The sequence below is a fragment of the Brevibacillus choshinensis genome (assembly GCF_001420695.1).
GTDB lineage: Bacteria > Bacillota > Bacilli > Brevibacillales > Brevibacillaceae > Brevibacillus > Brevibacillus choshinensis.
The window spans coordinates 135,612-159,701 of record NZ_LJJB01000007.1; the positions used below are offsets into that span (position 1 = coordinate 135,612).

General features: G+C 49.5%; 22 protein-coding genes. 17 read left to right on the plus strand and 5 right to left on the minus strand.

Translation table 11 applies throughout. From position 1 onward, the window contains the following. Position 1 precedes the first annotated feature (1 nt). The 8 genes from pnpS (at position 2) to AN963_RS00685 (ending at position 9,062) form a co-directional block, all read left to right on the plus strand. A complete protein-coding gene (gene pnpS, locus AN963_RS00650) occupies positions 2-1,765 on the plus strand; it encodes a two-component system histidine kinase PnpS (RefSeq protein ID WP_055742643.1) in 1,764 nt (587 codons plus the stop codon). A gap of 96 nt (positions 1,766-1,861) precedes the next feature. Continuing rightward, positions 1,862-2,518, plus strand: a complete 657-nt coding sequence (phoU, locus tag AN963_RS00655) for a phosphate signaling complex protein PhoU (protein ID WP_055742644.1) — start codon at positions 1,862-1,864, stop codon at positions 2,516-2,518. A gap of 217 nt (positions 2,519-2,735) precedes the next feature. Further along, complete coding sequence (locus tag AN963_RS00660; RefSeq protein WP_055744397.1) at positions 2,736-3,821, plus strand: PRK06851 family protein; 1,086 nt, start codon at positions 2,736-2,738, stop codon at positions 3,819-3,821. Between the two features lie 115 nt (positions 3,822-3,936). After that, the gene (locus AN963_RS00665; protein ID WP_055742645.1) at positions 3,937-4,875 is read left to right on the plus strand and encodes a VanW family protein; all 939 of its coding nucleotides are present in this window, start codon (positions 3,937-3,939) and stop codon (positions 4,873-4,875) included. Positions 4,876-5,147: 272 nt separating this feature from the next. Next, complete coding sequence (locus AN963_RS00670; RefSeq protein ID WP_055742646.1) at positions 5,148-5,576, plus strand: MarR family winged helix-turn-helix transcriptional regulator; 429 nt, start codon at positions 5,148-5,150, stop codon at positions 5,574-5,576. A gap of 9 nt (positions 5,577-5,585) precedes the next feature. Beyond that, positions 5,586-6,245: an HlyD family secretion protein gene (locus AN963_RS00675; RefSeq protein WP_055742647.1), complete on the plus strand. Its 660-nt coding sequence runs from the start codon at positions 5,586-5,588 to the stop codon at positions 6,243-6,245. 5 nt (positions 6,246-6,250) lie between these two features. Then, positions 6,251-7,474, plus strand: coding sequence for an efflux RND transporter periplasmic adaptor subunit (locus AN963_RS00680; RefSeq protein WP_152985590.1), 1,224 nt, complete (start codon positions 6,251-6,253; stop codon positions 7,472-7,474). Between the two features lie 13 nt (positions 7,475-7,487). Continuing rightward, on the plus strand, positions 7,488-9,062 hold the full coding sequence (locus AN963_RS00685) for a DHA2 family efflux MFS transporter permease subunit (protein ID WP_055742649.1): 1,575 nt from the start codon (positions 7,488-7,490) through the stop codon (positions 9,060-9,062). 262 nt (positions 9,063-9,324) lie between these two features. Here AN963_RS00685 and AN963_RS31310 read toward each other — a convergent pair whose 3' ends face one another. Continuing rightward, a complete protein-coding gene (locus AN963_RS31310) occupies positions 9,325-9,468 on the minus strand; it encodes a hypothetical protein (protein ID WP_162531858.1) in 144 nt (47 codons plus the stop codon). After that, positions 9,431-10,378 carry a DMT family transporter gene (locus AN963_RS00690; protein WP_055742650.1) on the minus strand — a complete coding sequence of 316 codons (948 nt, stop codon included), beginning with the start codon at positions 10,376-10,378 and terminating at the stop codon, positions 9,431-9,433. Before AN963_RS00690 ends, AN963_RS31310 begins: the two co-directional genes overlap by 38 nt. A 126-nt stretch (positions 10,379-10,504) precedes the next feature. Between AN963_RS00690 and AN963_RS00695 the strand changes: the two genes are divergently transcribed. After that, positions 10,505-11,236, plus strand: coding sequence for an N-acetylmuramoyl-L-alanine amidase family protein (locus AN963_RS00695; protein WP_055742651.1), 732 nt, complete (start codon positions 10,505-10,507; stop codon positions 11,234-11,236). Here the strand turns inward: AN963_RS00695 and AN963_RS00700 are convergent. Further along, positions 11,213-12,025 (minus strand): divergent polysaccharide deacetylase family protein, encoded by an 813-nt coding sequence (locus AN963_RS00700; RefSeq protein WP_055742652.1) that lies wholly within the window; start codon positions 12,023-12,025, stop codon positions 11,213-11,215. The two genes, AN963_RS00695 and AN963_RS00700, sit on opposite strands and share 24 nt — an antisense overlap. A gap of 141 nt (positions 12,026-12,166) precedes the next feature. Here AN963_RS00700 and polA point away from each other — a divergent pair, with 141 nt between their 5' ends. From polA to AN963_RS00730, 5 genes are all read left to right on the plus strand, one after another. Beyond that, entirely contained in the window at positions 12,167-14,812 is a 2,646-nt protein-coding gene (gene polA / locus AN963_RS00705) for a DNA polymerase I (RefSeq protein ID WP_055742653.1), read from the plus strand. 44 nt (positions 14,813-14,856) lie between these two features. Beyond that, positions 14,857-15,684: a DNA-formamidopyrimidine glycosylase gene (gene mutM, locus AN963_RS00710; RefSeq protein WP_055742654.1), complete on the plus strand. Its 828-nt coding sequence runs from the start codon at positions 14,857-14,859 to the stop codon at positions 15,682-15,684. A gap of 119 nt (positions 15,685-15,803) precedes the next feature. Beyond that, positions 15,804-16,412, plus strand: a complete 609-nt coding sequence (gene coaE / locus AN963_RS00715; protein WP_055742655.1) for a dephospho-CoA kinase — start codon at positions 15,804-15,806, stop codon at positions 16,410-16,412. Beyond that, on the plus strand, positions 16,409-16,972 hold the full coding sequence (locus AN963_RS00720) for a lytic transglycosylase domain-containing protein (protein WP_055742656.1): 564 nt from the start codon (positions 16,409-16,411) through the stop codon (positions 16,970-16,972). Before coaE ends, AN963_RS00720 begins: the two co-directional genes overlap by 4 nt. A 976-nt stretch (positions 16,973-17,948) precedes the next feature. Beyond that, the gene (locus AN963_RS00730) at positions 17,949-18,995 is read left to right on the plus strand and encodes a glyceraldehyde-3-phosphate dehydrogenase (RefSeq protein WP_055742658.1); all 1,047 of its coding nucleotides are present in this window, start codon (positions 17,949-17,951) and stop codon (positions 18,993-18,995) included. 93 nt (positions 18,996-19,088) lie between these two features. On the opposite strand, the gene AN963_RS00735 is transcribed toward AN963_RS00730, so the two are convergent. Next, positions 19,089-20,219, minus strand: a complete 1,131-nt coding sequence (locus tag AN963_RS00735) for an HD-GYP domain-containing protein (protein WP_055742659.1) — start codon at positions 20,217-20,219, stop codon at positions 19,089-19,091. A gap of 138 nt (positions 20,220-20,357) precedes the next feature. Between AN963_RS00735 and nrdR the strand changes: the two genes are divergently transcribed. The 3 genes from nrdR to dnaI all read left to right on the plus strand — a co-directional run bounded on the left by nrdR (position 20,358) and on the right by dnaI (position 23,383). Then, positions 20,358-20,843 (plus strand): transcriptional regulator NrdR, encoded by a 486-nt coding sequence (gene nrdR, locus AN963_RS00740; RefSeq protein ID WP_055742660.1) that lies wholly within the window; start codon positions 20,358-20,360, stop codon positions 20,841-20,843. Between the two features lie 145 nt (positions 20,844-20,988). Continuing rightward, on the plus strand, positions 20,989-22,437 hold the full coding sequence (locus tag AN963_RS00745; RefSeq protein ID WP_055742661.1) for a DnaD domain protein: 1,449 nt from the start codon (positions 20,989-20,991) through the stop codon (positions 22,435-22,437). A 7-nt stretch (positions 22,438-22,444) separates the two neighbouring features. Continuing rightward, entirely contained in the window at positions 22,445-23,383 is a 939-nt protein-coding gene (dnaI, locus tag AN963_RS00750; protein WP_055742662.1) for a primosomal protein DnaI, read from the plus strand. Here the strand turns inward: dnaI and AN963_RS00755 are convergent. Then, on the minus strand, positions 23,354-23,986 hold the full coding sequence (locus AN963_RS00755) for a YdcF family protein (protein WP_236707846.1): 633 nt from the start codon (positions 23,984-23,986) through the stop codon (positions 23,354-23,356). The genes dnaI and AN963_RS00755 overlap by 30 nt on opposite strands. Positions 23,987-24,090 lie beyond the last annotated feature (104 nt).

Consider the following 24,090-nt stretch of genomic DNA (forward strand, 5'->3'; position numbering starts at 1 on the left):
TTTGACTCGCTTTCGAATCAAACTCACCTTGACCATACTTGGATTGATTTCACTGGTCCTGCTGCTGATGGGGATGTACTTTGCCAAGGTGCTCGAGAATTCCTACCTGCAGTCCTTACATGAGCTTTTGTCACGAGAGTCCAAGCTCATCTCGCAGGCGATCCGTTTCCCAGATGTTTTTTCGGACAGGGCGGTGCTGGAAGAGCGAGTACTGCAGGTAGCTCCTACGGATGAAGTGAGACTGACAGTCATCGACCGTGATGGCGTCGTTTTATATGACAATAGCACCCAAGTGAAAGAAATGGAAAATCATCACGACAGGCCGGAGTTCCTCGCGGCATTACATGGAGATACAGGCATCTCACGTCGCTATAGTGAGACGCTGGGACACGATATGATGTACGTGGCAGTACCCGTGATGCAAGGAACCGAGATCGTGGGAGCAGTCCGCTCTGCCATGTCTATGAAAGACATTACGGATACGATTCACAACATGTGGTACAGCTTGCTCACTGGTCTCTTGGTCACACTGGTAGTAGGATCGATCGTCGTTTCCCGCATTTCTTTTTCCATTATTCGACCGATCGAAGAAATTACTCGCGTCGCCCGCAATATCACACAACGCCAGTATGAGAGCCGTGTACGCATCAAGGCAAAGGATGAAATAGGCCAGCTGGCAGGTGCCATCAACTTTATGGCCTCTAGTCTGGAGCAGCAAATGTACGAGATTTCGGAGAATCAACAGCGCCTCTCCGGGGTATTGACCAATATGACGAGCGGCGTGATCTTCATCTCTGAGCAACGGCGGATCATGCTGGTCAATCCAGCGGTGGAAAAGCTGTTGGGGACGCCTGGACATGAGGTCGTAGGCAAGCTTCATATTGAAGCAGGCAAAAGCTTTGGTTTGAGCCAGTACATCGACCGTTGTCTGGACAAAAGTGAAAAGTTCCGTGAAGAAGTACACATTTACTATCCACAAGAGCGTGTGTTGGATGTGAACTTTGCCCCTTATATCAACTTTAAAGGGGAGGCGCGTGGTGTCGTCGTGGTGCTGCATGACATCACTGATATTCGTCGTCTGGAAAAGATGCGCAGTGACTTTGTAGCAAACGTTTCTCATGAGCTGCGTACACCGATTACATCAATCAAGGGCTTTACCGAGACCTTGCTGGAAGGCGCTATGCAGGATGAGGAGACGTGTCGCAATTTCCTGCAGATCATTTCGGATGAAAGTGAACGGCTCTACCGAATGATTCGGGACATTCTGGACCTCTCCAAGATCGAGCAAAAACGCATCCCGCTGCACATGCACCAGGTGCATCTGCAAGAGCTGATCTCGTCGGCTGTCGCAATCATGAACGATCAGGCAAATCGTAAGCAATTGACTATTACACTGCCGAACCAGACGCCAGACATCTGGCTTATGACAGATAAAGACTGCCTGCAGCAGATCGTACTCAATCTGTTATCCAATGCAGTAGCCTACACCTCAGATGGTGGTACAATTACCATCCATACAGAAAAAGAGACACAGCAAGTCAAAATCCAGGTTATCGATACGGGGATTGGTATCCCTGAAAAAGACATTCCGCGTATTTTTGAGCGGTTTTATCGAGTGGACAAAGCACGTAGTCGTGATTCCGGGGGGACTGGGCTGGGGCTTGCGATCGTCAAGCATCTTGTGGAAAACTTGCATGGACACATCACAGTGGAGAGTAAAGAAGGGAAAGGCACGACCTTTACAGTTACGATTCCGCTCGTCTAAAAGATTTACACAAAGATCATATTCCCTTTACCCACTCTCTACAATCCCCTTGTACTATTTGTCGTGATACAGATAAATGAAGAGGGGGACGAGGATATGACGCGGTACGCCTTTGAGGAACAGCAGGACGTCCTGCATCGCAAACTGATGACGATGGGCACGCTGGTAGAAGAAGCGATCCACAAATCCATCAAAAGCCTGGTCGAACGGGATGTACAGTTGGCCGAACAAGTCATTGGCAACGATCACGTAATTAACGAGCTAGAGCACGAGATTCAGAGTGAGTGCTTTCGCCTGATCGCATTGCAGCAGCCGGTAGGAAGCGATCTGCGTCGTTTGGGGACGATGCTCAAGCTGGTAACGGATCTGGAGCGCATGGGGGATCATGCGGTGTCCATTTCCAAGACAACTCGCCGATTGATGGCAGAGCCGTATGTCAAACCGCTGATCGACATTCCACTCATGGCCGATCACGTAAAAGCGATGGTACGCGATTGCTTGAATGCGTATATTGCGAGGAATAAAGAAGCGGCAGAAGAAATTGCAGCTCGCGATGACATTGTCGACAAGCTGTTTTCGACCATTTTCCGCGACTTGATCGAAGTCATGACCAAAAACAGTACGGCGATTTCACAAGGAACGCATTTGCTCTTGGTGGCACAATACTTGGAGCGCATTGCGGACCATGTGACGAATATTTGCGAGTGGATCATTTACATGTCGACAGGAAAGATGACTGATCTAAACAAATAATTGCCTATTGCATCGTTATGAAAGGAGCCGTTGCGAGCCTGTGCTTGCAGCGGTTTTTTTGTATGGGGATACCAACATAGCGGAGGTGGGGAGAAGCAGGTTTCCGATCTTCGCTCCTGCGCGCGAATCGTTCTTCTCGGGACAGATGCCCATTTGCTTTTTCATGCATACAATACAGGGATTCGACCTGCAACAGGAAGCACGGGAGGGAATGGCGATGACCAGAAGAGAGCGACATATTTATGCGGCTGGTAATACCGCGCGAGGGTATAAGACATTTTTTGAGTCCGTCCTAGAAGGAATGGAGCGAATTTACTATTTGACGGGCGTCGTGGAAGGGATTACGTCCCCACTCATTGAGACGATCGGCACCGAGATGGGCAGAAAAACAGATCGAGTAGAATGGATTCATTCCCCGTTTGAAAATGGCCAGTACGATGGCGTGATTTTCCCGGAATGGAAAGTAGCGATTATGGACAGCAGTTATCCGCGGATGACGAGACCCTTCGCTCCAGGCGTGACTGAGATCCACGTGAATTTGCAGACCTCATTAAATGTTGACCAGCTGTCTCCTTACGCGGCACAGATCTCCGGGTGGTTTGAGGGGATTGAACGAAAAAGTCAGGAGGCGTATGAGGCTTTTGGTGAAGCGTTACGCATCCATGACGAATGGGAAGCACCTTATATTGAAAATCTTGATCGCGACAAAGCAAATCTCGTGACGGATGAACTCCTCGGCCTGCTCTTTTCTGATGAACCTCTGTCAAAGCCAGCGAACGTCAGAAGGATGTACTTGGGTGCGGCTACACCACTCGGGCCCGTCGATCACATTATGAAGCTGACCGATCATTTGGATAAACGGTATTTTATCAAAGGGCGACCAGGATCTGGCAAGTCAACCATGCTCAAAAAACTGGTGAACGAAGCGGTTAAGCAGGGGATGGACGTCGAAGTGTACCACTGTGGGTTGGATCCGCACAGTCTGGACATGGTGATTTTACCAGAAAAGAGCGTTGCACTCTTTGACAGCACGGCCCCTCATGAATACTTTCCAAGTAAACCCTCTGATGAGGTTGTCGATATGTATGAACGTGCGATTACTCCGGGTACAGATGAAAAATATGAGGAAGAGCTCCTAGACATCAAAGTGAGGTATACCCAAAAGATAAAGGAAGCGACTGCATGCCTCGCTGTGGCCAAGGAGTTGCGTGATCAACTGAATAACGTCTACGTGGAAGCAACTGACCAGCAACGCCTGAAAGCAGTCGTGCAGGCCATCATAGGCCGACTGTCTCGCATGTGAGTAGACTGACTTGACTCGCATGTGAGCCTACTAGAGGCTAGCCAAGGCTGATTTCCAAAAGATCGCATGAAACCCGTTCGACTGCTCATACTACAAGAAGGAGGTGAGCAGCCGGATGGGGTATGCTTGGACTCTGGCTCTATTGCTGCTGGCCAATCCCCTGGATCCCATTCATTTTTTACAAGTGGAAATGGAAGGGGATACGGTCGCGATGCTGGATCGATCCGATTACACCGTACCGTTCGAAGGGGTTCCCGTCGTCGATGAAAATCATTTGAGGATGACGTTAGAGCGCTTGGGGGAAAAAGTGTACATCGAACCGATAAACGCAACGATCAATGACAACGGTGCAGTCGTTCCAGACAAAAAGGGACGGAGACTCAACGAAACAGACTTTCTTCAGCAATTCTATGAGTACTATTACGGGAGTGGCTCAGGGACGCTGAAAGCTAATTTTCAAGAGGTTTATCCAAAGGTAGATATGGCTTTGATGACGCAGGTGCGAAAGAAGATGATCGGTCAGTATACGACCTATTTCAATTCAGGAAACCGAAATCGCTCTCATAACATCGCATTGGCGTCTGCGGCCATTAACAATACAGTTGTATTGCCAGGAGAGATATTCTCCTTCAACAAGGTGGTAGGGAAGCGGACAAAGGCGAAGGGCTATTTGCAGGCACCTGTCATCGTCAGGGGAGAACTATCGGAGGGGATCGGCGGAGGAATCTGTCAGGTTTCCTCCACGTTATTCAATGCAGTGGACAAGGCAGGTCTGCAAATCGTCCAACGATACTCACACAGCAGACACGTTGCATACGTCCGTCCTGGACGAGATGCGACTGTCAGCTGGTACGGACCGGATTTTGTCTTTCAAAACAAATACGCCTATCCGATTCTGATCAGGGCGAAATCCTATAGTGGAAATATGTATGTATCGGTCCATTCATTCCCTGAGATTGAGTACGAGCCACGAAATGTTCCGAGTGTGAGCCGCAGAACACCGGAGGAAGCACCAGCCGTACCACCAGAAAACCCACCGACGGCACCTGAATAAGGTGCTGTTTTTTTGCTTTTTATTGGCCGTTAAGAAGGGTGTAGCTGAATGGAGCGCATGACAAAGTGCCGCAGTGTCCACTTTTGGCGTCACTTCGGTAAAGCGTTTACTTTTACGTAGGCGCTCGCTTTTTGAGTAAGTCATTAAAAGATCTTTCTTACCTAGATAAAATTTAATGTGAAGAAATAGTTGCCATGGAATCAAAAAAGTCGTATAGTGTTTCGTGTGATAAAATTTCGCGTACGAAATATTATGTAGGAAAGGAGTGCATCATGAATAGACCATTGCATATCCGGGATTTGCTGAAACGTTTAAATAAAACTTTCGGCACAATGGCGACAAAAGAGCTGTGCAAATACGGGTTAACAGTTCCACAATTGGTTGTGATTCGGCAAATTATGATGGAGCCGAAAACAATCGGGCAGCTCAGTAAAGCCGTTGACCTTTCGTATAGCACTGTTTCTGGCATAATCGATCGCCTGGAGAGAGAGCAATTGGTGGAACGAGTCCGAGATGAGAATGATCGCAGGGTTGTCTGGATTCGGAAAACAGAAAAGATAACAGAACTGTTCGAAAAGGTAGATCTTTTATCCGGGGAAATTTACAAGCAGCACTTTAACAGCTTTTCAGAAGAAGAACTCAATAACATTATTAACTCTTTGGAAGCGTTGGTTACCAAACTAGAAGAGATAGAAAGCTGAGGAGAAACCATGAAGCGAAAACTGGTATTGTATGTCATTTTGCTCCTGCTCGTGGTGGGTGGTGGAGGCATTGGTTACTACTACTGGTATCAAGGTGCACACTTTATCACCACACAAGACGCACGGATTACCGGAGATATTTATCGAGTCATGCCCAAAATGACAGGCAAATTGACCGGACTCGCTGTAAAAGAAGGCGATGCGGTAGTAGCCGATCAAATCGTTGGACAACAAGATACATCGAACATTGCAGGAAACCTGCTTGAAAACAGCGTGTTGCGTGCGCCAATTACAGGTACAGTCATTAAGACCCAAGCAAAAGAGGGAGAGGTTGTTTCCGCAGGGACTTCCGTTGCTCTCGTGATTGATGAAAATAAGCTTTACATCTCCGCAAACCTGGAAGAAACGGAGATCCAACGTTTGAAATTGGGCCAAAAGGTTGACTTTACTGTCGATGCATTCCCAGGAAAACAACTGAGTGGACATCTGATGGAGATTGGGAAAGCGACAAATTCCACTTTCTCATTACTGCCATCCACAAACACAACAGGGAACTTTACAAAAGTAACCCAACGGATCCCAATTAAGATCGCCATTGAGGATACCGCTGGTCTGCATCTGGCCGCTGGTTTGAACGTTGAGATCAAAGTGCACGTGAAGGAGATGTAATGAAAATGAAAAACAAGCATTGGAAAACAATCGGCGCCGTGCTGACAGCCGTTTCTCTTATAACAGCTGGCTGTAGTGACTCGTCAACCGCTACGACGGATGAAAGCATGCCGGTGGTGAAAACCTGGAAGGTGGCTTCATCCCAATCAGGTGTCATTGCCAGCGGTAAAATCGCTGCCTCCGAAGAAATCCAGGTCGTATCCAAAGTTTCCGGTAAAGCAGCTACAGTTACTGTGAACGAGGGCTCCGTGGTAAAACAAGGTCAAGTGCTCGTGACTTTGGAAGCAGCAGACTATCAACAACAAATTGCACAAGCACAAGCGGCTATTGCAGGTGCTCAAGCAAAACTCAGAGACACCAAAGCAGGTGCCCGCAATGAGCAGTTACAGCAGCTCGCAAGTACCGTTGAGCAAGCAAAAGCAAGCTTAAAGGTAGCTGAGAGCAACTACAACCGGATGAAAGCGCTGTTTGACTCCGGTGCATTGTCCGCAGCAGAATTGGAGAAAAATACGCTGGATTTGGAAAAAGCCCGCACAGGACTTGACCAAGTGCAAGCTCAGTACGATCTGGCAAAAGCAGGTCCTACTTCTGACACCGTAGCAGCGCTGCAGGCAGAAGTGAGCCGCCTGAACTCCAGCCTGGAGCTGGCTAAAAGCAGCTACGACAACACCATCGTTCGTGCCCCAATCTCGGGTATCGTAGCAAAACGCAACCTGGATCCGGGCGAAATGGCAGGAGCTGGATCCCCGCTGCTCGTATTGGTGAAAATGGATGAGGTTAAGGTAGAAGCAAGCGTTCCTCAAGAACAAATTAACAACGTCAAAGTTGGATCTTCTGTTGATGTGAAAGTAAGCAGCCTGGGCGGCAAAGTATTGAAAGGAAACGTGGAATTCGTTTCTCCGATCTCCGATGCCAACAGCAGCTCTTTCCCAGTTAAGATACGCGTGCCAAATCAGGACGGAACGTTGCGTGCAGGTATGGTAGCCGAAGTGATGCTGCAAGGTCAGGTTGAACAAGGAACAAAAGTACCAACCGCAGCTGTTTTGGAAAAAGACGGAAAACAATACATTTACACCGTTGATAAAGATGTTGTCCATCAAGTAGAAGTAACAGTGAGCAATGCAAGCGGTGACTGGACTACGGTTACGGCAGGCGTAAATGACAACGATCAAGTAGTGCTGAACCCGACCGACAAATTGGCTGAGGGCACTAAGGTGATCGCAAACTAACGGGGGTGAGGACATGGCGGAAGCGGTGGCACAGCGGGAGGAAAAAGGCGGAAGCGGCGGAATGTGGTTTTCCCTTCTCGCTATCCTCTCCGGAACCTTCGTAGCGATCCTGAACAACAGCTTGATCAACGTTGCACTCCCTGCCATGGTGAACATCTTTGGTTCAACTACAGACACCATGCAGTGGGTACTGACGGGATACATGCTGGCAAATGCGGTCATGATCCCGATGAGTGGTTCTTTGTCAGCCAAGTTCGGAGCAAAAAAAGTTTTCGTGATTTCACTTTCGTCCTTTACGATTGCATCCGTGCTTTGTGCTCTGGCGTGGAGCGACACAACGTTGATTGCGTTCCGCGTCGTGCAGGGCTTAAGCGGCGGCATGATCATGCCGATCGGTATGTCGATGATCTACATGATCGTGCCTCGCGAAAAGATCGGGATGGCATTAGGGATCTTCGGGATTGCCTCGATGACAGCGCCTGCTCTCGGGCCGACGCTGGGGGGCTATTTGATCGAGTTTTTGAGCTGGCAGTTTCTGTTTTTGGTAGGTGTACCCTTTGGGATTTTCGCAGTCATCATGAGTATGGTGTTGCTAAAGGAAACCCCGAAAAAGCCCGACCTCAAATTTGACTTTCTAGGTGCTTTTCTCGCGATAGTCGGATTTGGTTGCCTCTTGCTCGCCTTTAGTAAAGGGCAGGCAGAGGGATGGACGTCGTTCTTCATTGTCGGCTTGTTTTTTATCGCCATCATGAGTCTCATCCTGTTTGTCTGGGTGGAGCTCGGCAAGGATCAGCCACTGCTTGACTTACGCCTGCTCAAGATTCCGGTATTCTCTATCAGTATCTTGACATCCGGTTTTGTCATGATGGGGATGATGGGCGGGATCTTCCTGATGCCGATCTTCCTGCAAAACATTCAAGGGCTGACCGCGATGGAGTCGGGGCTCTTATTGATGCCACAATCGATCGCCATGGCCGTAATGATGCCGATCAGCGGGAAGTTGATGGATAGATACGGTGTAGGTCCGATTGGTCTCATCGGTTTGACGATTATGAGCGTGACTACCTTTGAATTGCATAATCTTGCTTCGGATAGTATGCATTCGTGGATGAATATGATTCTAACCATTCGCGGTCTCGGGATCGGATTATGTATGATGACATTATCAACCGTTGGGATGAACGCTGTACCACGAACAAGTGTAGGGGATGCGTCTCCACTCTCCAACGTGTTGCGGCAAGTATTGAGTTCGTTTGCGATCGCGATTCTGACTGTGATCATGCAATCGCGCCAAACGTTCCATATGGCAGTCATTACTGACAACATGAATACGGATGTGGCGACGCAATTACTTGCAGGCCTGTCAGGACTGTATACGCAGGTTGGGGTAGATGCAGCCAGCGCAACAGGGGGAGCGAGCACGATCCTGTATGGGATATTGGCAAAAGAGGCAATGGTCGAAGGGATCGGGGATACATTCCTAGTCTCGGCCATCCCGATTGTCTTATCCATTCCTCTCCTGTATTTCCTGCACAAAAAGCCGAAAAAAGGACCCGAACAACCAAAAGAACAAAAACCAGCTGCCTAATCTTGGCGCTGTCGAAGCCAACCTGTTGAGGAGTCTCAGCAGGTTGGTTTTTTTATAATATCGGAGTATAAATTTTGAGGGATTACGAGCTCTTTATTTATCAAGGTTAGACTGTCCGCTCCGCTACGATTCACGGGGAAGTGGTAAAGTAGTAGTCACTTCGCAGGGAGCACAGAGGTACCGCTTCAAGATGGTGATAAATAAAAACGGCCCTCCGCATGTCCGAGAAGGACAATAACGGAGGGCTGTATTGCAGCATGATTTAAGGCGAAATAACTTTGGCTATCCAATAGATGATACGGCCTACGATGTAGCCGAGCAAGATCGTCCATCCAATTTTTGACCAGACACTGAGACCCTTTACGTATTCACGCAAGCTTTTCCGGGGCTGCTGATTGTTGTTCAACGGTTGTCACTCCTTTGGCGGCTTGATTGAAACGAATAAACAGGTAGATTCCAGCGAGAATAATGAGACCGCCAATCCATTGTGGCAACGTTACTACTTCACCGAGAATAAAGTACGCTAATATCGCAGTGCCAATGGGCTCTCCGAGGATACCCATAGAGATTGTCGTCGTATTGATCCACTTGATGATCCAGTTGAAGAGGGAGTGGCCGAGCAACGTCGGGAACAGAGCAAGACAGAAGAACCATCCCCAGTCCGCAGCAGGATACCCTACCAGCGAATAGCCCAGCACCAGATCGTATCCGATGAGAACGACGCTTGTCGCCGAGTACACGACCAAGGTGTAGGCAAAAGAAGACATGTGCTGCCGGACGTATTGTCCCACCAACCAGTAACCCGTCACGGTAACAGCGCCGAGAAGAGCGAGGAAGTCCCCCCACAATGCCATACCGCCTACGCGGAAATCACCCCAGCCAATGACGAAGCTACCCACAATCGCAAGCAATCCACCTGTCAGTGCGAGCAGACGTACACGTTCCCCGAAAAAGAAGTAACCTCCAATGAAGGCGAACAAGGGCTGTAGGGTAACCAGAACAGTCGAGCTTGCCACAGACGTGTAGTTCAAAGACTCAAACCAGAGTAGAAAGTGGCTGGCTAAAAAGACACCGGACAAGATACAGAGCAGCCATACTTTCTTGGTCAGCTTGCCGATTTCTGCCAGGGCGCCTCGGTTCCACGCCAAGAGCGGAAGAGTCAGGATGACCGAGAACACGAGTCGGTAAGTCGCGATGATCGGGGCGGGAGCATCGGACAGTTTTACAAAAATTGCCGAGGTCGATACCGCGATAACCCCCAGAAACAATGCTAAATAAGGGGGGAATAACGGTTTTTCCAATGATGAGTTTTCCATGTGTGCACCTTCTTATATGGGGGGAGTCACGATGTTCTCTATTGTAACGTCAGGTTGAAAAATTCACAATGTTATGCTTACCCAGTTGGCTGAAAGGTTTACTTTCAATCTGGAAATCATACAAGCATGAAAAACCGCATCCTTTTATTCGCTGCCCTGATTGTGTTGACTGTCTGTTTTCCCGCTCACAGCATGGCGATCCCGTTTACCCCGATCAACATGCTCATCGATGTAGGACATGGAGGTGTCGATTCAGGCACGTCATTCGGCAATTTGTATGAAAAAGACATCAATCTGCAGATTGCCAAACGTCTCTACCAGCAGCTGAGTGAAGCAGGCTACCGCGTAGCTCTCAACCGTCAAGAAGACATCGCGTTGAGTGATGAGAATCGCTGGCTGAATTCGCGTTCCCGCCACATTCGTGACCTCGCACAGCGCAGAAATCTGGCAAAGGAGCTCGCTCCCCAAATGATGCTCAGCTTGCATGTGAACTGGTCTAAAGACAAGCGACGAAACGGTCCTGTTGTCTTATATCAAAGCAATGAGCAGAGCTATATGCTTGCGCAGCTGGTACAAGACTCCCTCAATCGACTGGCAGGAACTCACGACAAGCCAGTAAAGGGAGGGACGTACTACGTGCTGAAGCACAGCTACTGTCCGACCGTCATCGTGGAGATGGGGTTCATCAGTAACGCCGGAGACCGTCACATGCTGACAAATCCTGAGGGACAAGAAAAAATCGCTCAGGCCATCAAGACAGCCGTGAGCGAATATGCGACTCTTACTGGTAACCTGAAGATGGAGGCGAAGACAGAAGAAAGCTTATGGAAGATGCTAGTGGAGCGACTGGTGAACTAATTGGGAAACGGTGACAAACTCGGCCTCCTTCTGTAATCGCGGGATGTACTGGCGCAGAATGGAGGCTGTTTTCTTGCCTGGAGGCCCGACGTGCCCAATCGAGATACATTGAGGGTGAGTCCGTATGTGTTTGTGGATTCTCTCCATTTGTTGGGTAATGTGTGGAATGGAATAGACATCATCCAGGAAAATTTGGTTCTCTGCGTGCGGGACACCCATCTCTTCTGCGAGCTTGATTGCGACGCTCTTATCTGTGGTTTTACTGTCCAGGTAGATGAGACCTCGTTCCTTGACGACTCCCATGATGATTCGCATGATGTGTTCATTTGCCGTGATTTTTGAGCCCATATGGTTATTCATACCGACGGCATGTGGGACATCATTGATTGCCTTTTGCACACGCTGCTTAATTTCCTCATCAGAGAGATCCGTGGTGATGGCGCCGGGGCCCAACCACGACTTTTTGCCTTTATTAGGCTCCATCGGCATATGGACGAAGACAGCATGTCCTTTTTGATGGGCGAGCTCGGCATCCTTCTTGGTACTGGGCATGAAGGGCATGACAGCTACGGTCAACGGAACAGGGAGCGCCATCATCTCCTCCGTTCCGGCCATGTTATTCCCGAAATCGTCAATGACAAAGGCAATCACCTTTTTGTTTGGATTCGACTCTGGGATCGGAGAGATCGGGGAAGGGGGAGCAGTGGCAAAGGCAAACGTGTTTGTACATAAAAAGAGAATGGCCACAGCGGAGAGAGGAATGTACTTTATCCTTGTCGTCCAATACATGGAATCGCCTTCCTTTTTGATTTTTTCTTAGTCTGTTCTAGCGTTTGTTACTTTACCCAACGATATCCACAGACTGGCTTCAATGACCCCACTATGTTACGATTAAAGATAGTAGTTTTGTAACGAGAGGGGTCGGATTGCTTGAGCCATTTTGTGTTGATTGACGGAAATAGTATCGCCAATCGTGCGTTTTATGCGTTGCCGCTCCTGTCCACGTCGGCAGGCTTGCATACCAATGCGGTGTTGGGATTCACGACCATGCTGTTAAAGGTATTGGAGGAAATGAAGCCTACGCATATCATGGTTGCGTTTGATGCGGGCAAAGTGGTGTTCCGCCATAGTGAATATGCCGATTATAAAGGAGGGCGTGCAAAAACGCCGCCAGAGTTATCCGAGCAGTTTCCGCTGATTCGCGAGCTGTTGGATGCTTTCTCCATCAAACGCTTTGAGCTGGAGGGCTATGAGGCAGATGATATCATCGGTACCTTGACCAAAACGGCAGATGAGCAGGACTGGAAAACGACCGTGATTACGGGTGACAAGGATATGCTTCAGCTCGTATCGGAGCATGTTTCGGTGGCATTGACACGCAAGGGTGTCAGTGAAATTGAGTTGTACACTCCGCAGGAAATTCAGGAAAAGTACGGTCTGAAGCCGTTGCAGATCATCGACCTCAAAGGGTTAATGGGTGATACGTCCGACAATATTCCGGGTGTTCCAGGTGTCGGTGAAAAAACGGCCCTGAAGCTATTGCACGAGTACGGTTCAGTCGAAGAAGTACTCGAAAATATCGATCGCGTATCCGGAAAAAAACTGCAGGAAAATCTCCGCGAAAACGTGGACAAGGCCAAGATGAGTAAAGAACTGGCGACGATTTTGCGAGAGGCGCCTGTCGAGCTGGATGTGCAAGAGACCGGATATACCAGTTATGACGGCGTGACCTTGAGTGAGTTCTTTAAAAGGATGGAGTTCAAGTCGCTTCTGTCAAAAATTAAGGTAGAGGCACCGGACGACGGACAAGCTGCTAATGCTGCCCCTTTCCAATATGAAGTGATTTCTGCGGAAAATGCGGAGAAATACGCAGACAAGCTGACATCACCCATGGCTGTTTACGTGGAGATGGATGGAGACAACTACCACCATTCACCGATCGTTGGTTTCGGATTGTCAGCGGACGATGTGAATTTGTTTGTCCCATGGGATGTGGCGAAGGAATGGAAGGCATTTAGTCAGTGGCTGGCAGACGGCTCCCAGGAAAAATGGACGTTCGATGGCAAGCGTGACACGGTTGGACTCGCGTGGCATGAGCTGGACATCAAAGGAATCAACTTTGATGTTTACCTGGCGTCCTATTTGCTGAATGCGACAGAAAGCAATCCCACGCTGGACTCTATTGCTTCCCAGTACGCTCAGGTACGCGTGCGCTCGGATGAAGAGGTGTACGGAAAAGGGGCAAAGAGGCTCTTGCCAGAGATGGATGTACTCAGTGAGCATGCGGCACACAAAGCCGCTGCGATCTGGCAAAGCGTACCGGTATTGCGTGAGCAGCTGACTGAAAACCAGATGAACGAGCTTTTGAACGATCTCGAAGCACCCCTCAGTATGGTCCTCGCTCTCATGGAGAAGCAGGGCATCAAGGTAAATCGTGATCGTCTCACCCAAATGGGAGTCGAGCTGGATGCCAAGCTGGAGGAGCTAACCAAGCAGATTTACGAGCTGGCTGGCACGACCTTTAATATCAATTCGCCGAAACAACTGGGCGAAATTCTGTTTGATGTGCTCGATCTGCCCGTATTGAAAAAAACCAAGACCGGACCTTCTACCAGTGCCGATGTCTTGGAAAAGCTGGCACCGTATCATCCAATTATTGATGCGATTCTCATCTTCCGCCAGCTGGGCAAGCTGCGGTCCACCTATATCGAAGGGCTGACCAAGGAAATTCACAGCCAGTCGAGCAAGGTGCACACGCTGTACAACCAGGCAACGACGGCGACAGGACGACTGTCCAGCACGGAGCCCAATCTGCAAAATATCCCGATCCGAATGGAAGAGGGACGCAAGATTCGCGAAGCTTTCATCCCTTCCGAGGAAGGCTGGTACATGCTTGCGGCAGACTATTCCCAGATCGAGCTGCGGATCTTGGCGCACATATCAGGCGATGAAAACTTGATCGATGCTTTCCGCAATGGCATGGACATTCACACGCGAACGGCGATGGACGTATTCGGTGTAAGCGAGGAACAGGTGACTTCCTTGATGCGTCGTCAGGCAAAGGCAGTCAACTTCGGGATCGTATACGGCATCAGTGACTACGGGTTGTCACAGAACTTAAATATTACCCGAAAAGAAGCGGGAGATTTTATCGAACGTTATTTCTCTGTCTTTGCAGGTGTCAAACAATGGATGGAGGATATCGTCAAGCAGGCCAAGCAGGACGGCTTTGTCACGACGCTCTTGCACCGTCGTCGCTATTTGCCTGACATCCGCAGCAGCAACTTCAATCTGCGTTCCTTTGCAGAGCGGACGGCGATGAATACACCGATCCAGGGGACTGCTGCTGACGTGATTAAGCTGGCGATGATCCGTATGCAGGAAGCGCTGCAAGAAAAGGGTCTCAAGAGCCGCATGCTGCTGCAGGTACACGATGAATTGGTCTTCGAGGTGCCGCAGGACGAGCTGGAAACGATGAAGAAACTGGTGCCTGAGGTCATGGAAAGCGCATTGGAGCTGCAAGTTCCACTCAAGGCAGATGTGAACTTTGGGCACAGTTGGTACGATGCCAAGTAGGCGATCCGAGAGCGTGAGAGATTGACAGCGAGAGGAGGAGGCATATGCCAGAGTTGCCAGAGGTAGAAACGGTAGTCCGGACGTTGGGTGGACTGGTTGTCGGCAAGCAGATCGAGCGGGTGAGCGTTCTCTTGCCGAGAATCATCCGTACACCTGATGACGCGGAGGAGTTCAAAGCTCATCTTGCGGGACAAACGATCCATGCGATCAAACGTCGGGCGAAATTCATTCAGTTTTTTCTAGATCAGGATGTACTCATTTCCCATTTGCGGATGGAAGGAAGGTATGGCCTGTATCAGGCAGATGAACCTGTGGAAAAACATACCCATGTCATCTTCCACTTTACCGATGGGACGGAGCTGCGCTATCGGGACGTTCGTCAGTTTGGAACGATGGACGTATACCCTCTGGGGATGGAAACGACGACAGGACCCCTTTCCAAGCTCGGTGTAGAGCCGTTGGATGAGAGCTTTACCGCGGATGTCCTGCGTCGACTGTTAAAGGACCGTCCAACAAAAATCAAGCCGCTGCTGCTGAACCAGGAATGTATTGTTGGACTGGGGAATATTTATGTGGACGAGTCACTCTTTAAAGCGAGAATTCATCCTGAGCGGCCAGCGGGCAAGCTGACCAAAAAACAGGTGGATCTCCTGCATGAGAGTATCGTTGCTACGCTGTCGGAAGCAGTGGACCAAGGCGGTAGCTCGATCAAGTCGTACGTCAACGGGCAGGGAGAGATGGGGATGTTCCAGCAATCCCTCATGGTGTATGGACGTAAGGATGAGCCTTGTGTCAACTGTGGGACGGAAATTGTCAGGTTTGTCGTGGGAGGCAGGGGCACCCATATTTGTCCCGTTTGTCAGAAAAAGTAAAGACTTTTTTCTCGCAAGATAGGAAGTTAATTTTCCTATCCAGTACAAGTGCAACCAGGCGAGACTTGTACCCTTTGGGTGCAAAAGCTTGGCGTAGCCAAGTTTTCTAGGAGAGGAGGATGGGCATGATATTAGGATTGACGGGCGGGATCGCCACGGGAAAAAGCACTGTCACAGGCATGCTGCGCGAGCGGGGCATTCCTGTCATTGACGCTGATCAGATTGCCAGAGAGGTCGTGGAGCCGGGCAAGCCTGCTTACGAAGCCATCGTCCGCCACTTTGGACGGGAGATTTTATTGAATGATGCACAAATCGACCGCAAAAAGCTAGGAGAGGTCGTATTTTCCGATGAGGCTGAGCGCCAAAAGCTAAATGCGATCATCCATCCAGAGGTACGTCGTGTCATGCGGGAAGAAGCGGAGGCGGCAGAAGCCAACGGGGCTGAGATCGTGTTTATGGACATCCCCCTCTTGTTTGAGAGCAAGCTGCAGTACATGGTGGAAAAGATCGTGGTCGTTTACGCACCCGCGGATATGCAGCTCGCACGGATGATCGAACGAGATGAACTGGAGGAGGAGCAGGCACATAAACGACTGCGCGCCCAGTTTCCGATTGATCAAAAGAGAACGGAAGCGGACTTCCTAATTGACAACTCCACATCGAGAGAAGAAACAGAACGGCAAGTAGAGAAGATGCTGTCTGTGATTCGTACGGAGTTGAAATCATGAAGCTCGGTCGTCGAGCAGCACTTATTTTGCTCATACTAATGAGCGTCTTTTTGCTGCTCAATACTCCTTTGATCTGGAAGTGGATGTATCCGATCAAGTTTCAAGGGGAAATCGTATCCGCATCTCAGAAGTACAAGGTGGATCCTTACCTCATATTGGCTGTGATCCGGTCCGAGAGCGGGTTCAAGACGGACCGTGTCTCCAAAAAGGGAGCGGTCGGGTTAATGCAGATCATGCCTGATACAGCGGCATGGATTGTCCAGCAGGCTGGCTTTCAGCCCAAGGACGATCAATATTTGTACGATCCGATCATGAACATTCACATTGGGACGTGGTACTTGAACTTTTTGCTCAACCGATACGAAGGCGATCTGGTCAAGGTGATCGCCGCGTACAACGCAGGACCGGGGAAAGTCAGCGGGTGGCTGTCTAACGAGCAGTGGAATGGACAACGCGAGCATATTGAGGACATCCCCTTCGGAGAGACGCGGCAGTATGTTCAGCGTGTCCTCTATTACCATGATCGGTACAAAAACATATATGATGTTGATTTACAATGAAAGCCGCTTTCTTTCCAAAAGAGAGCGGCTTTTGTCTTACTATCGGAAAGTATAAATTCCTTGGAAAAAATTGAGCTTATCAACATAGCTGGGGTGGGGAGAAGCAGGTTTCCGATCTACACCCCGCAGAAGAGGTTAGACTGTCCGCTCCACAACGATTTACGGGGAAGCGGTAAAGTAGTAGCCGCTACGCAGTGAATACAGAGGTACCGCTTCTGGATCCCGTGAATTCGTTGTTCCGCTAAGATGGGTCCGGAGTCTCTCCGCCTGGAAACCTGCTTCTCCTGCGAACTGTTGTGGTTTCTAGTAACTTGTTCTGCGAGGTTCAAGGGAGCAAAGCTTCATTTCCCAATCGTTGCGCTTCGAAGGACATGGGTGAATCACGAGAAGACCGAAGTCGTCCAATAAGTCTGATCGACATGTCACGGAAGCCATTGAATAAGGAGAATCAAGCTTTCGTTCTTCGTAGGCATTGTCCCACGAGAGGTTGTTCTCAAAGAAACTCCGTGGAAGGCTCCCTAGCAATGGAACGTGGATGAATCAAAGCTGGCCGAGGAAAAAGGGAAAATAAGCGGAAGATCTTTGGAACTCCAACCAAGGCGCAATGGAAAAAACGGAACACGCTTTTAAGCGTCCACCTCTGAGAAGCTTCCTGAGATGGCTACTTTGGACGCAGTTTCGTTTTTTGCATGGAGGCGGTCAGGGATGACCCCCAGCAGGTGTTCCTATGAAGCTGAAGCGTTTTCCCCTTTTTCCTTTCCTCCACCACAGTCAGACCGAGTGCAAAAAGGAAGCGGGTGTATTTCCCGCGTATTTCTTATGCCTAGGGCACGATAAAGGAAAACACATTGAGAAAAATAGGAGGGGGAAATCGTCCAAATATTTATTTTTCAGTAAAACACATTGATAATTGTGTCATACTTATTATAATAAAAGTAACAGAACAGCGTAACTTAATTGTGAAAGGGGTTTCTATATGACAATCAAAATTGGTATCAATGGTTTCGGCCGTATTGGGCGCATGGTATTCCGCCGCGCTATTCAGGACCCCAACATCGAAATCGTCGCGATCAACGCCAGCTATCCTGCGGAGACGCTCGCTCATTTGTTGAAATACGACACGATTCATGGACGCCTACAAAATAAAGTGGAAGTACAAGACAACAAGATCCTCGTAGATGGCAAGCCGACCGTCGTACTCTCTGACCGTGATCCACTCAAACTGCCTTGGGGCGAGCTGGGTGTGGAAATCGTCGTAGAAGCTACTGGCAAGTTCAAGGACCGTGAAGGCGCTGGCAAGCACCTGCAGAGCGGCGCGAAAAAAGTAGTCATTACAGCACCAGCAAAAGAAGAAGACGCAACGATCGTGATGGGTGTAAACGATACGATCTATGACCATGCGAACCATCATATCGTCTCTAACGCTTCTTGCACCACCAACTGTCTGGCTCCTGTAGCAAAAGTGCTGAATGACGCATTTGGTATCGACCAAGGCTTGATGACCACCATCCACTCGATCACCAACGACCAAGTGAACATCGACAACCCACATAAAGACCTGCGTCGTGCACGTGCTGCTGGTGAATCTATCATCCCGACTACAACAGGTGCTGCACGTGCGGTAGGAAAAGTGTTGCCAGAGCTGAACGGCAAGCTAAACGGTTTCTCCCTGCGCGTACCGACTACAAACGTTTCCGTCGTAGACTTGGTTATCAACACCAAGAAATCAGTTACAGTGGAAGAAGTCAATCGCGTCCTGCGTGAAGCAAGCGAAGGCAACATGAAAGGCTATCTGGAATTCTGCGATGAGCCACTCGTTTCCAGCGACTTCAATGGAAATGAAAGTTCTTCCATCGTTGACGGACTGTCCACCATGGTGATGGGTACGAACCAAGTGAAAGTACTCGCTTGGTACGACAATGAGTGGGGCTATTCCTGCCGCGTTGTAGACCTAGTGCGCCACGTTTCCGAAATGCACAACCAAGCGACTACAAAAGAGGCTGCTGCTGCTGGCGTCAACTAGTTGCGCGCCACAGGCAAACAGCTCTGAATGAAATAGCAAGCCCCTTTGCGTAAAAAACAGCAAAGGGGTTTTTCTTGCCTATCCGTTTAGTTATCAGGAAGTCGTCTCATTCGCGACATCGTTCATTCGGAACAAGTCATCATCTTCGAACCCGACGATAAATAACTTGATGCTTGCTTTTAGATTTAGATCAAATGGGGGATGGATGTCATTGCCTCGGCCGTCCTTGATGATCCTTACAGTCGGACGGTGGGAGTAATCCGGGTCGACGCGACTGACCACGCCTACCTCACCAGTATTCAATACGACGCTGCTCCCAATCGGAAAGACGGCGATATGCTTGATAAAGGCGTTGACGAGTTGATGTTCAAACAAGTGACCACCGGAGCCTAGCAAGTACTCCAGAGCGTCCTGGGGCATGTACCGCTTTCGCCAAGGACGTGGAGAAGTCAGCGAGTCGTAGACATCCGCAATGCCAACGATCTGGGCGTACTCATGAATTTGTTTTCCCTGCAAACCCTGAGGGTAGCCGCTCCCATCTAGCCGTTCGTGATGCTGCAGGCAGACGTGAGCAGACAAGAGGGATATATCGTGCTGTTTTCGCAGCATATTAAAACCGTGCATCGTATGCTGTTTGGCGATTTCTTTTTCTTCGTCAGTCCAGCGCTCTTCTTTTTGCAGCATTTCTTCGGGGAGATTCAGCTTCCCCATATCATGGAGCATGGCCCCGATACCCAGATCCATCAGTCGTTGCCGGTTGTAGCCCAGCGACATCCCGACAGCGGTAGCTAGTACAGCTACGTTGACCGAGTGGTGATATAGAGATGGAGAATGAGAGGAAATGCTGGATAAATGACCAATCATTTGCTTATTGAGCAGGAGGTCATCCAGGATGGAGCTAAAGGCGCGCTGAAAATGCAGGCCCATTTCTATTAACGAAATTTTTCGTGCGAGCTTGTTTGAGTTGGTAATCTGCTTGAACGTTTTCTCGATGGCCTCGACAGCGATTTGCCGTGTCTGGGGACGGATGACCTCTTCTACCTGGATGTCTTCAGTACGAGGATCATCTATATAGACAGCGTCAATCTTGGACCGTGTCAGGCCCGCTATGAGACGCTCAGTCAGCACCATACCCGTACCTAGCAATACTTTTCCATCTTCGGTGAAAACGGTGCGGCCCAATTTCATACCTGGCCGAACTTGTCTTAAAGATACTAACCTCATTACAATCCCTCCAACAATACCCATATTGTACTCCATTCGACTTATGCTTTAAATAGGTACAAGGATTGACTTGACTTCTGCAGGGAAATTGAGGGACACTGTAAACAAGTATTGTCTGTACTGGAGTTGATTGCTGCTATGCGTTGTCCATTTTGTGAGTACAACGGGACAAAAGTCCTAGATTCGCGTCCTTTTAATCATAATAAATCAATCCGTCGTCGTCGGGAATGTGAACAGTGCGAACGTCGGTTCACAACTTTTGAGATGGTGGAAGAAACCCCCTTGTTGATCGTCAAAAAAGAGGGTACTCGAGAGGAATTCAGTCGCGAGAAGGTGTTGCGTGGTTTGGTGCGCGCCTGTGAAAAGCGTCCGGTTCCACTAGAGGTGCTGGAAAACGTGGTCAATGACATTGAAAGGGAGCTGCGTAGCTGCGGTCAGGCGGAAGTCCCTAGCAATGATGTTGGGGAGAAGGTCATGGAGCGTTTGTACCATGTAGATGAGGTCGCTTATGTACGTTTTGCCTCTGTCTATCGCCAGTTCAAGGATATTAGTGTCTTCATGAAGGAATTGGAGGAGCTGTTGGCGCAAGCGAGGAACAGTCACACTCCTTTTCCCAAAGAGTAGTAACGATAGGTAAAAAGGTCTCTCGACGCCACGCTCTCGCGGTATTTCAGCCAGGGCGTCTTTCGCTTTCCATCTGATTTCAGCACGTTGACCAGATCGCCATGTTATAATAGTGGAATGAGATTTTTCAGGAAGGAAAGAGCCGATGCGCCGTTTAGTATGGAACGAATTGTTGCCAAAGGATCGTTTTTTGGTACGGGTGGTGAGGCCGCTTAGCTTTACCGAGATGGGCTATGTCACGCATTTGTACTTGCCGATCATCGGTGTCGAGTCGTATACGCTCTACCAACTGCTCGCGCATGGCGTGCAGGAGGCGAGCGGTGCTGCTTCTGAGAGTACACATCGCAGCTTGATGCTCTCTACTTCGTTGTCTCTCGATCGGCTTTTGGATGCCCGTGAGCGTCTGGAGGCTATGGGACTGATAGAGGTACGCAGACGTGAGAATTTGCAGCGGGATTACTACTACGACTATTTGCTAAAGCCGCCGCTTACACCGGGAGAGTTTTTTTCGGATTACGTCCTTTCTCTTATGCTGTTAAATAAGATTGAAAATATTCGATTCCAGCAGCTGCGAGAGCAATATGCCGATATGATTGCTACTCAACTGGATCAGGAATACACCATCGTCGAAAATGTGACGAAGGATTTTCATGAAGTGTTCCAATCATTGAAACCGTCTGAGCTGGAAGTGAAGAAAGGCTCAGAGCGAGAGCAGTTCTTGACGAAAATGGAGACGAGCTTCCCACCAGCCGATATGAAGTCTGGCTTTGAGGCACAGGTCGCGCACCCGTTGAGCGTCTCGTCCTTGCGTCTTTATTTGCCAGACAATGCAGATGCTTCCAAAGTGCTTGGCGGTACGAGCATGGAATTTTTATATTTGCTGTGCCACTTTTATCAGATGGACAGCTGGGGGATGGGCCAGGAGCTACGGGACTGGACGCTGTACAAGCCAGACCGAAGCCTGGATACCGAAGTACTGCGCAAGCGTATGGTGCAGCGTTATTCCGAGGACAAGCTGTATCGAAATACTACCGTGGAGAGCGGTGGAGAGGATGAGTGGGGGCCAGGCCAATTGCCAGAGCCGGGCAGTGAAGCGTTTGTCCGTGCTTGTCGCGTGCTGTCTCCTCTCGGACTGCTGGAGCGTGTCGTCGGAGGCAGGGTCAGTAAAGTGTTTCTCGAACGCGCGGAGACGCTGGTATTCTCAGACGGAATGCAGCCGGAAGTCGTGAATGCCTTGCTGGTCCACACGTTGGCGAGCATGCAGATGGAATTGCCGAAAGCGTACATGGAGACGATTCGCGACAGCTGGAAAGCGAAGCGGATTGCTACCGTAGATGAGGCCGTGAAGCAGATTCTGGAGCGTGCCGATCAGAGGGCTCAAAGTGTAGAAAAGGCAAAGAGTACCAAGAAGGATACGGGTACGGTACGACGCAACGGGAAAAATGTCTTGCAGGACAAACTGCCGGCGTCAGTCGAATGGCAGAGAGAACAGGAGAAAAACGGGCAGCTGTCTGCAAAAGGAAAGCTCATTTCGGACGATCCTGAATTGAGTAAAATGCTCGAAACCTTACGTAAAAAACAGAAAGGAGAGTGATGGCTAGATGGAATCCGTCGGTCAGTTTATGAAAGAGCTGGCAAAGCGAACGCCTCGCCAATTGCTGTCGCCTGATGAGCAGCTCGATAAAATGTTTCGCTCCAGCGCTTATTTACAAGCATTCCAGCAAGAGCATCCGGAATTGTCCCGGGAAGATTACCTGCGATCGCTCTCCGATGTGTATACGTCTGTAAAAGAACAATATTGGTGTGAGCGCTGCCCAGGACTCTCGGAGTGCCCCAATCTGGTAAAAGGGCATCGGACACAGCTCAGCAATGTGAACCAAACCATCATAAGTGCGATTGCTCCCTGTAAAAAGCAAATCTCCCATGAAGAAGATCTCAAGCGGAGACGCATGATGCGGAGCTACTATGTATCTGAGGAAACCTTGACGGCCAGCTTTGACAAGCTAGAGCATGATGCGGGCAACCGGGCAGCAGTAGCAGCAGCCATTCAGTTCTGTAACCAAATGGAGACAGGAGAGCGTGCAAAAGGCTTGTATCTCCATGGTTCATTCGGAGTCGGAAAGAGCTATCTCATGGGTGCGATCGGTCGCCAGCTTTCCGAGAGTCACATCTCTTCATTGTTGGTTTACGTTCCTGATTTTATCCGGGAGATGAAGGATTCCATCTCCGATCAGTCGTACGTGGGGAAACTGGAGCTTTTAAAAGACGTACCGGTTCTCATTTTGGACGACATTGGGGCCGAGAACCTGACACCGTGGGTACGCGACGAGATTTTGGGTGTCATTTTGAATCAGCGGGCAAACAATCATTTGCCGACGCTCTTTACGTCCAACTACTCGCTGGAGGAGCTGGAGGAGCATTTGTCGATTTCTAATGGCAATCGAATCGAGCGGACAAAGGCAGCGCGGATCATGGAGCGTATCCGCCATTTCGTCGAGGTTATTGAGATCTTACGCAAGAATCAGCGTCTGGAGAGCTGAAGACCAGAAGCGTGAGAAGTGCCAGTATGTGATCGCCAGCACTTCTCGCGCCTCATGGTACGGCTTGAAAAGGTACTGCGAATGAACGGCTACAGGGGATACGGAGAGTCCCAAAGCTTCTGCCATAGTTACGGCGCGAAACAGATGATAGTCGTGACTGATTAGCAACGCATTTTTAAAAGGATGAGGAGCCATGACCTGCTGACCAAACAGCAGGTTTTCGTATGTAGAGGTGGATTGTGTCTCCATGAGAATATGCTCGGCAGGCACGCCGCGCTCGACCAGGTATTCTTTCATCACGGCAGCTTCTGTCAGCCGCTTGCCTTCTCCGAGGCCACCGGTCACCAACAAGACAGGTACATACTTTTTCTGATAGAGCCACAAAGCCTGATCCAATCTTTCGCGCAGGCCCGGACTCGGACCGTCTCCCCACACGGCAGCTCCCAGGACGATTCCGACATCAGCTTGACGAGGGATTGCTTCCTGTATGGTTTTTTCGATTTGGTAGACGACATAGCCCGACCAGATTCCTCCGATCCCGATGAGAATGCTCAAATAGAGAAGAACTCGTCGCATCCAGCGCGGTTTTTTACGTCTATTCACTTCTGTTTTTCCTCCTCGCTGTCTCGTTTTTTTACGACGGCAGGCGGCGAATGAACCTGCTCTATCTATGTAATAAGACGCTGCAGATCAAGGAGAGTTACAGG

Bases quoted from the DNA above. Each gene is read 5' to 3' on its own strand.
- AN963_RS00700 (WP_055742652.1), bottom strand. From the start codon at position 12,025: ATGTATTGGACGACAAGGATAAAGTACATTCCTCTCTCCGCTGTGGCC.
- AN963_RS00745 (WP_055742661.1), top strand. From the start codon at position 20,989: ATGCGCCGTTTAGTATGGAACGAATTGTTGCCAAAGGATCGTTTTTTG.
- AN963_RS00665 (WP_055742645.1), top strand. From the start codon at position 3,937: ATGGGGTATGCTTGGACTCTGGCTCTATTGCTGCTGGCCAATCCCCTG.
- AN963_RS00730 (WP_055742658.1), top strand. From the start codon at position 17,949: ATGACAATCAAAATTGGTATCAATGGTTTCGGCCGTATTGGGCGCATG.
- coaE (WP_055742655.1), top strand. From the start codon at position 15,804: ATGGGCATGATATTAGGATTGACGGGCGGGATCGCCACGGGAAAAAGC.
- dnaI (WP_055742662.1), top strand. From the start codon at position 22,445: ATGGAATCCGTCGGTCAGTTTATGAAAGAGCTGGCAAAGCGAACGCCT.
- AN963_RS00720 (WP_055742656.1), top strand. From the start codon at position 16,409: ATGAAGCTCGGTCGTCGAGCAGCACTTATTTTGCTCATACTAATGAGC.
- AN963_RS00690 (WP_055742650.1), bottom strand. From the start codon at position 10,378: ATGGAAAACTCATCATTGGAAAAACCGTTATTCCCCCCTTATTTAGCA.
- nrdR (WP_055742660.1), top strand. From the start codon at position 20,358: ATGCGTTGTCCATTTTGTGAGTACAACGGGACAAAAGTCCTAGATTCG.
- AN963_RS00735 (WP_055742659.1), bottom strand. From the start codon at position 20,219: ATGAGGTTAGTATCTTTAAGACAAGTTCGGCCAGGTATGAAATTGGGC.
- phoU (WP_055742644.1), top strand. From the start codon at position 1,862: ATGACGCGGTACGCCTTTGAGGAACAGCAGGACGTCCTGCATCGCAAA.
- AN963_RS00695 (WP_055742651.1), top strand. From the start codon at position 10,505: ATGAAAAACCGCATCCTTTTATTCGCTGCCCTGATTGTGTTGACTGTC.
- AN963_RS00675 (WP_055742647.1), top strand. From the start codon at position 5,586: ATGAAGCGAAAACTGGTATTGTATGTCATTTTGCTCCTGCTCGTGGTG.
- mutM (WP_055742654.1), top strand. From the start codon at position 14,857: ATGCCAGAGTTGCCAGAGGTAGAAACGGTAGTCCGGACGTTGGGTGGA.
- AN963_RS00685 (WP_055742649.1), top strand. From the start codon at position 7,488: ATGGCGGAAGCGGTGGCACAGCGGGAGGAAAAAGGCGGAAGCGGCGGA.
- AN963_RS00670 (WP_055742646.1), top strand. From the start codon at position 5,148: ATGAATAGACCATTGCATATCCGGGATTTGCTGAAACGTTTAAATAAA.
- AN963_RS00680 (WP_152985590.1), top strand. From the start codon at position 6,251: ATGAAAAACAAGCATTGGAAAACAATCGGCGCCGTGCTGACAGCCGTT.
- AN963_RS00660 (WP_055744397.1), top strand. From the start codon at position 2,736: ATGACCAGAAGAGAGCGACATATTTATGCGGCTGGTAATACCGCGCGA.